This window comes from Deferrisoma sp., from assembly GCF_054681715.1.
This window is the reverse complement of sequence record NZ_BAAHFQ010000177.1, coordinates 1-5,659: the sequence shown is the minus strand read 5'-3', so window position 1 is coordinate 5,659 and position 5,659 is coordinate 1. Positions and strand designations below refer to the sequence as shown.

Genomic DNA, 5,659 nt, shown 5'->3' with positions numbered 1-5,659 from the left:
GATTCACCGAAAAGGTGAACATTCCAGGCCACTATGTTAGCACGAAATCGGCAACAATATCCAGATGTTGCGTCGAATGCTCCTACACAAAAAACAGCCGCTACCCGATACCACGGACCAGGTCTGTTCACGGATTCAGGAGTTCCTCTCCCACCCCGAGGAACCCCTGAACAGCCAGGACGGGCTTCGGGAGTACGGGGCCGCGATCTTCCCCGGGTTCCTCTGGTTGCGCCATGGGGCCGACCTCTGGGTGGACGTGTTCAGCCGGGCCTACGAGGAAGGCCTCGAGGCCGTCCTGGACGAGGCGCTGGAGGCCCAGGCCGGGACCACGCTGGCCGACACGGTGGCCGCGTTCTGGAGCCTGGCCGCCCATCCGGAGGATTTCTGGCCGGACGGGGCGGAGTACCGGAGCACCGGGGTCCCCCGCCTGAGCCGCGACGCCGCAGTCCTGCCGCTCGACTACTCCACCGGCTTTTCGTCGGCCCCGGGCCGGTTCGGGGCCAACCTGTTCCGGTTGCCGGTCACCGGCACCAGCCTCACCGTGTTGTTCCAACCCACGTCTCCTGGCCAGGCCCGTCTGGCCGTTTCGCGCGAAGGCGACCCCTCGGCGGCCGTGACCGACCTTTCGGAGGGAACCCGGTCCGTCTCTGTGCCGGGGGGAGACGGCCCGGCGTACGTGGCCCTGGTCAACCTGGGAGAGGCGGGCCTGAACTATTCGGTTGCGTTCGAAGAGGGCGGCCAGGGCACGGTGTCGGACGCGACCGGCACGGGAAGTGGGGGCAACCAGGCCTCCGGAACCGGGGAGGGGACCGCCGGCACGGGGCCAGGTGCCGTGGCCGATGGGGCGTCGCCCACCACGGGCGGGTGCTTTTTGTCCTCGCTGGCCTGGTGAGGGGGGGCGGCCCGCCCTTGTTCCGGGGCACTTGAACGTCGAGGAAGATTTGGGTAGGTTCTCCTCCCGTAACGGGGGAATTCGGGAGGCCGGGATGGGGCCCATTGGGGTGGGCACAAATCCGGTTGCGTGGATCGCCTCGGCACCTAGGGGACTCGTGGGTCCCCTAGGGCCGGGGCTTTTTTCGTTCTGCCGCCCGGGTGGGCGGGAAGGAGGGATGCCATGAGGAAAGCTGGAATCGTCTTGGCGTGTGTGCTCCTTGGGCTCGCGGCGCCCGCCGCCTGGGCCGGGAAGGGGAGATCGAAGCCGCCGCCGGAGCCCGCCCCCGACTCGGTCCTCTCGGCTCACCTGGCCGAGGCCGACGGCACGACCGGGCAGGACACGAACGCCGGCGCGGGGGTGAAAACCGGCCACATCCAGGACGGCGCGGTCACCCAGGCGAAGCTGGGGGCCGACGTGCTGGACCGGTTCGCGGCCCTGGAGGCCGCGGTTTCGGCCCTTGAAGCCCAGAACGCCGCGCTCGCCGCACAGGTCTCGGCCCTCGAGGCCCAGAATGCCGAGTTGGCCGCCCGGGCCCAGGCGCTGGAAACCCAGGCGGCGGACCTTGCGGCCCGGCTGGCGTCGGTCGAGGCCAACCCGGTGCTCGCCCTGGGGCCGTACGTGCGGTTGGAGCCCGCCGAGTTGGACCTGCTCGCCGGACCCCATGTGGTGTTCGAGGGGGTGAACGTGCACATCCGAAGCGGTTCCGGCACAACCGACGCCGCGAACGGGCTGGGGAACCTCGTCGTGGGCTACAACGAGCCGGGCGGGTGGTTCCCGCCCGACCGGTTTGGCTCCCACAACCTCGTAGTGGGCAGGTTCCACTCGTATCCGGGCACCGGCGGGGTCGTGGCGGGTGAGGAGAACCGGGTAGCGGGGACCGCCGCCTCGGTGCTCGGCGGCATCCGGAACGCCGCGGACGGCCCGTACGCCGTGGTCGTCGGCGGGGAGGGGAATGTGGCAGGGGCCTGGGGATGGTGGGGCCCGGGCGGCCCGGTGGTGGTCGGCGGAATGAACAACCAGGCCAACGCTCCGGGGTCGGTTGTGGTATCCGGCGAGTCCAACACCGCCTCGGGGTACCTGTCCGCGGTTCTCGGCGGTACGTGGAACGATGCCTGGGGCGACCGGTCCGCGGTGGTGGGCGGCGCCGGGAACCGCGCCGAGGGGTGGGAGTCGGCCGTCCTGGGCGGCCAGGGCAACATCGCTGCCGGTCAGTCGTCCACCGTTTCGGGCGGCGAGGCCAACCAGGCCTGGGGGCCGAGCTCCACGGTGAGCGGCGGCTCCAGCAACCAGGCCCAGGGCGCCCGCTCCGCCGTGGGCGGCGGGGCCGGCCGCGTGGCCCCGGCCGACGACAACTCGGCCGCCGGGAGCCTGCTGGAGGCAAATTGACGGTTCACACGGGGCGGCTGCGAAGCCGCCCCGTTGCTTACAGGAAGCAACGGTGTGGGGAATGCGGACGCAATCGGAGGCACAAGCCCCGAGCGCTCGCCGCCGGAGCGGTTGACCCCCGGGAGGCCGGCTGGTAGACTCCCGCGCCAACCGGAAACCGGGGGCCCGTAGGAGCACCGATGTTGGACCCGTTGTACCCCGAACGACGAGGCGAAACCTTCTCCGCCCAGGCGAGAAGGTTTTTTTTTGAGTTCGGCCGGGGCCGGCCGCGCGTGGACAAGGGGTTCCGGTGGGCCGGAACCCGAGGTTCGCGCGTCCTAACCTCCTAGCGTCCCAGCCTCCCAGCGGAAGGATCCCATGCCCGAACCGTACCGCAGGGTGCTTCTGAACGCCGAGGCCGTGCGCCGCACGCTGGCCCGGATGGCCCTGGAGATCCTCGAGCGAAACCGAGGCACCCGGGATCTCGCCCTCGTGGGCATCGTGCGCCGGGGCGACCTTCTGGCCCGGCGGCTCGCCGAGCATATTCGGCGGGCCGAGGGGGTGGAGGTTCCCGTGGGCCGGCTCGACATCACCCTCTACCGCGACGATCTGGGCCGCAAGGGCGCGCCTCCGCCCCTGGGCCCCACGGACATCCCGTTCTCCCTGGACGACCGGGTGGTGGTGCTGGTGGACGACGTGCTCTACACGGGCCGCACCGTGCGGGCCGCGCTCGACGCCCTGGTGGACCTGGGCCGGCCCCGGGCGATCCAGCTCGCGGTGCTGGTGGACCGGGGCCACCGGGAGCTCCCGATCCAGCCCGATTACGTGGGCCACGTCGAGCCCACCCGACCCGAGGAGGAGATCGAGGTGCGGGTGGGCGACGACCCGGCCGACGACGCCGTGTTCCTGGTGGAGCCGGGGTGGGAGGAGGGGGAGGGGTGACCGTGGCGTTCGCGCGGAAGGATCTCGTGGCCATCGAGCCCCTGGCCCCCGAGGAGATCGTGCACATCCTCGACACGGCCGAGGGGTTCCTGGACGTCTCCCGCCGGGAGGTCAAGAAGGTGCCGGCGCTCCGGGGGAAGACCGTTGTCAACGGGTTCTTCGAGGCCACGACCCGCACCCGACTCTCCTTCGAGATCGCCGAGAAGCGCCTCTCGGCCGACACGGTGAACTTCTCGGCCTCGACGAGTTCGGTCAAGAAGGGCGAGACGCTCCTCGACACCGTGAAGAACATCGAGGCCATGCGGCCCGACGCCGTGGTGATCCGCCACTCGGCCGCCGGGGCGGCCGAGTTCGTGGCCCGGCACCTCGCCTGCGCCGTGGTGAACGCGGGGGACGGCCGCCATGAGCACCCGACCCAGGCGCTCCTGGACCTCTTCACGATCCGAAAGCACAAGGGCCGGATCGAGGGCCTCACGGTGACGATCGTGGGCGACATTGCCAACTCCCGAGTGGCCCGCTCGAACATCCACGCGCTCACGAAGCTGGGGGCCCGGGTGCGGGTGTGCGGCCCGCCCACCATGCTCCCGCCCCAGGTGGAGCGGCTCGGGGTGGAGGCCTTCACCCGGGTGGCCGAGGCCGTGGCAGGGGCCGACGTGGTGATGGCCCTGCGGATCCAGAAGGAGCGCTTGGGCCGGGCCGTGTTCCCCTCGGACCGGGAGTACGCCCGGGTGTTCGGTTTGAACCCGCGGGTCATGGAGCGGGCCGCGGCCGACGCCATCGTGATGCACCCGGGGCCCATGAACCGGGGGGTCGAGATCGCCTCGGAGCTCGCCGACGGCCCCCGCTCGGTGATCCTGGAGCAGGTGGAGCACGGGGTGGCCGTGCGGATGGCGGTGCTCTATCTCCTCGTGGGGGGAGGGAGGTCGGAATGGACTTCGTGATCCGCGGGGGCCACGTGATCGACCCGGCGGCCGGGGTCGACGCCCCCCGCGACGTGGCCGTGGCCGACGGGAAGATCGCGGCCGTGGAGCCCTCCATCGACCCGGGCGGGGCCCCGGTGGTGGACGCCGCGGGGCTTTGGGTGCTGCCGGGCCTCATCGACATCCACGTGCACCTGCGGGAGCCCGGCCAGGAGTACAAGGAGGACGTGGCCTCGGGCACCCGGGCCGCCGTGGCCGGGGGGGTCACGGCCGTGTGCGCCATGCCCAACACCCGGCCGGTGAACGACAACGCCGAGGTGACCCGCTACATCCTGGAGCGGGCCCGGCAGGGCGGGGTGTGCCGGGTGTACCCGGTGGGCGCGATCTCGAAGGGCCTCCGGGGCGAGGACCTGGCCGAGATCGGGGACCTGGCCGAGGCCGGGTGCGTGGCCGTGACCGACGACGGCCACCCCGTCTCCTCGAGCCTTCTCATGCGCCGGGCCCTGGAGTACGCCTCGGCCTTTGGGCTCACAGTGGTGAGCCACTGCGAGGACCTCGATCTCGCCGCCGGGGGGGCCATGAACGAGGGGCTCGCCTCGGCGTACCTGGGGCTTCCGGCCATCCCGGCCGAGGCCGAGGAGATCCAGGTGGCCCGGGATCTCCTGCTGGCCCGGCGCACGGGGGCGCGGCTCCACCTGGCGCACCTTTCGACCCGGGGGTCGATGAAGCTCCTCCGCTACGCCAAGCGCATGGGGCTTCGGGTGACCGGGGAGACGGCGCCCCACTACTTCACCCTGACCGAGGACGCGGTGCGGGGGTTCGACACGAACGCCAAGATGAACCCGCCCTTGCGGGAGATCGCCGACGTGGAGGCCGTGCAGAAGGCCCTGCGCCGGGGGGTGGTGGACGCCATCGCCACCGACCACGCCCCCCACGCCCCCGACGAGAAGGAGGTGGAGTTCGAGGCCGCCCCCAACGGGGTGATCGGGCTCGAGACGAGCCTCGGGGTGACCCTGCGACTCGTGCACCACGGGCTCCTGGACCGGGTGCGGGCCGTGGCCGCGCTCACCGTCGGGCCGGCCCGGGCCCTGGGGCTCCCGGGGGGGACGCTCGCCCCGGGGAGCCCGGCCGACATCGCGCTGGTGGACCCCGAGGCCCGGTGGACCGTGGATCCGGCGGCGTTCTTCTCGAAGTCCCGAAACTGCCCGTTCGCCGGCATGGAGCTCCGGGGCCGGGCCGTGGGCACCGTGGTGGGGGGAAGGTTCGTGTACTGGCAGGGCCGGATCACGGCCGAGAATCTCGATACCGCAGAGAGGCTTCCCGCATGAAAAAGGCGCTACTCGCCCTGGCCGACGGAACCGTGTTCCGGGGATGGTCCTTCGGGGCCGAGGGCACGACCGTCGGCGAGGTGGTGTTCAACACGAGCATGACCGGGTACCAGGAGGTCCTGAGCGACCCCTCCTACAAGGGCCAGATCGTGGCCATGACCTACCCGGAG

The 5,659-nt window shown here is 71.5% G+C and carries 6 protein-coding genes; all 6 read left to right on the top strand.

What is annotated here, in order from left to right; all coding sequences use genetic code 11:
• The first annotated feature begins 76 nt into the window (after window positions 1-76).
• Window positions 77-892: a hypothetical protein gene (locus tag ACY0I8_RS15775; protein WP_461395502.1), complete on the top strand. Its 816-nt coding sequence runs from the start codon at window positions 77-79 to the stop codon at window positions 890-892.
• A gap of 222 nt (window positions 893-1,114) precedes the next feature.
• Window positions 1,115-2,320: a hypothetical protein gene (locus tag ACY0I8_RS15770; protein WP_461395501.1), complete on the top strand. Its 1,206-nt coding sequence runs from the start codon at window positions 1,115-1,117 to the stop codon at window positions 2,318-2,320.
• A gap of 357 nt (window positions 2,321-2,677) precedes the next feature.
• Window positions 2,678-3,241: a bifunctional pyr operon transcriptional regulator/uracil phosphoribosyltransferase PyrR gene (pyrR, locus tag ACY0I8_RS15765; protein ID WP_459941463.1), complete on the top strand. Its 564-nt coding sequence runs from the start codon at window positions 2,678-2,680 to the stop codon at window positions 3,239-3,241.
• Between the two features lie 2 nt (window positions 3,242-3,243).
• Window positions 3,244-4,182 carry an aspartate carbamoyltransferase catalytic subunit gene (locus ACY0I8_RS15760; protein WP_461395504.1) on the top strand — a complete coding sequence of 313 codons (939 nt, stop codon included), beginning with the start codon at window positions 3,244-3,246 and terminating at the stop codon, window positions 4,180-4,182.
• Window positions 4,170-5,489, top strand: a complete 1,320-nt coding sequence (locus ACY0I8_RS15755; RefSeq protein WP_461395500.1) for a dihydroorotase — start codon at window positions 4,170-4,172, stop codon at window positions 5,487-5,489. Before ACY0I8_RS15760 ends, ACY0I8_RS15755 begins: the two co-directional genes overlap by 13 nt.
• Window positions 5,486-5,659 (top strand): carbamoyl-phosphate synthase domain-containing protein (locus ACY0I8_RS15750; protein ID WP_461395503.1); only part of this gene is annotated, 174 nt, incomplete at its 3' end. The genes ACY0I8_RS15755 and ACY0I8_RS15750, both read left to right, overlap by 4 nt.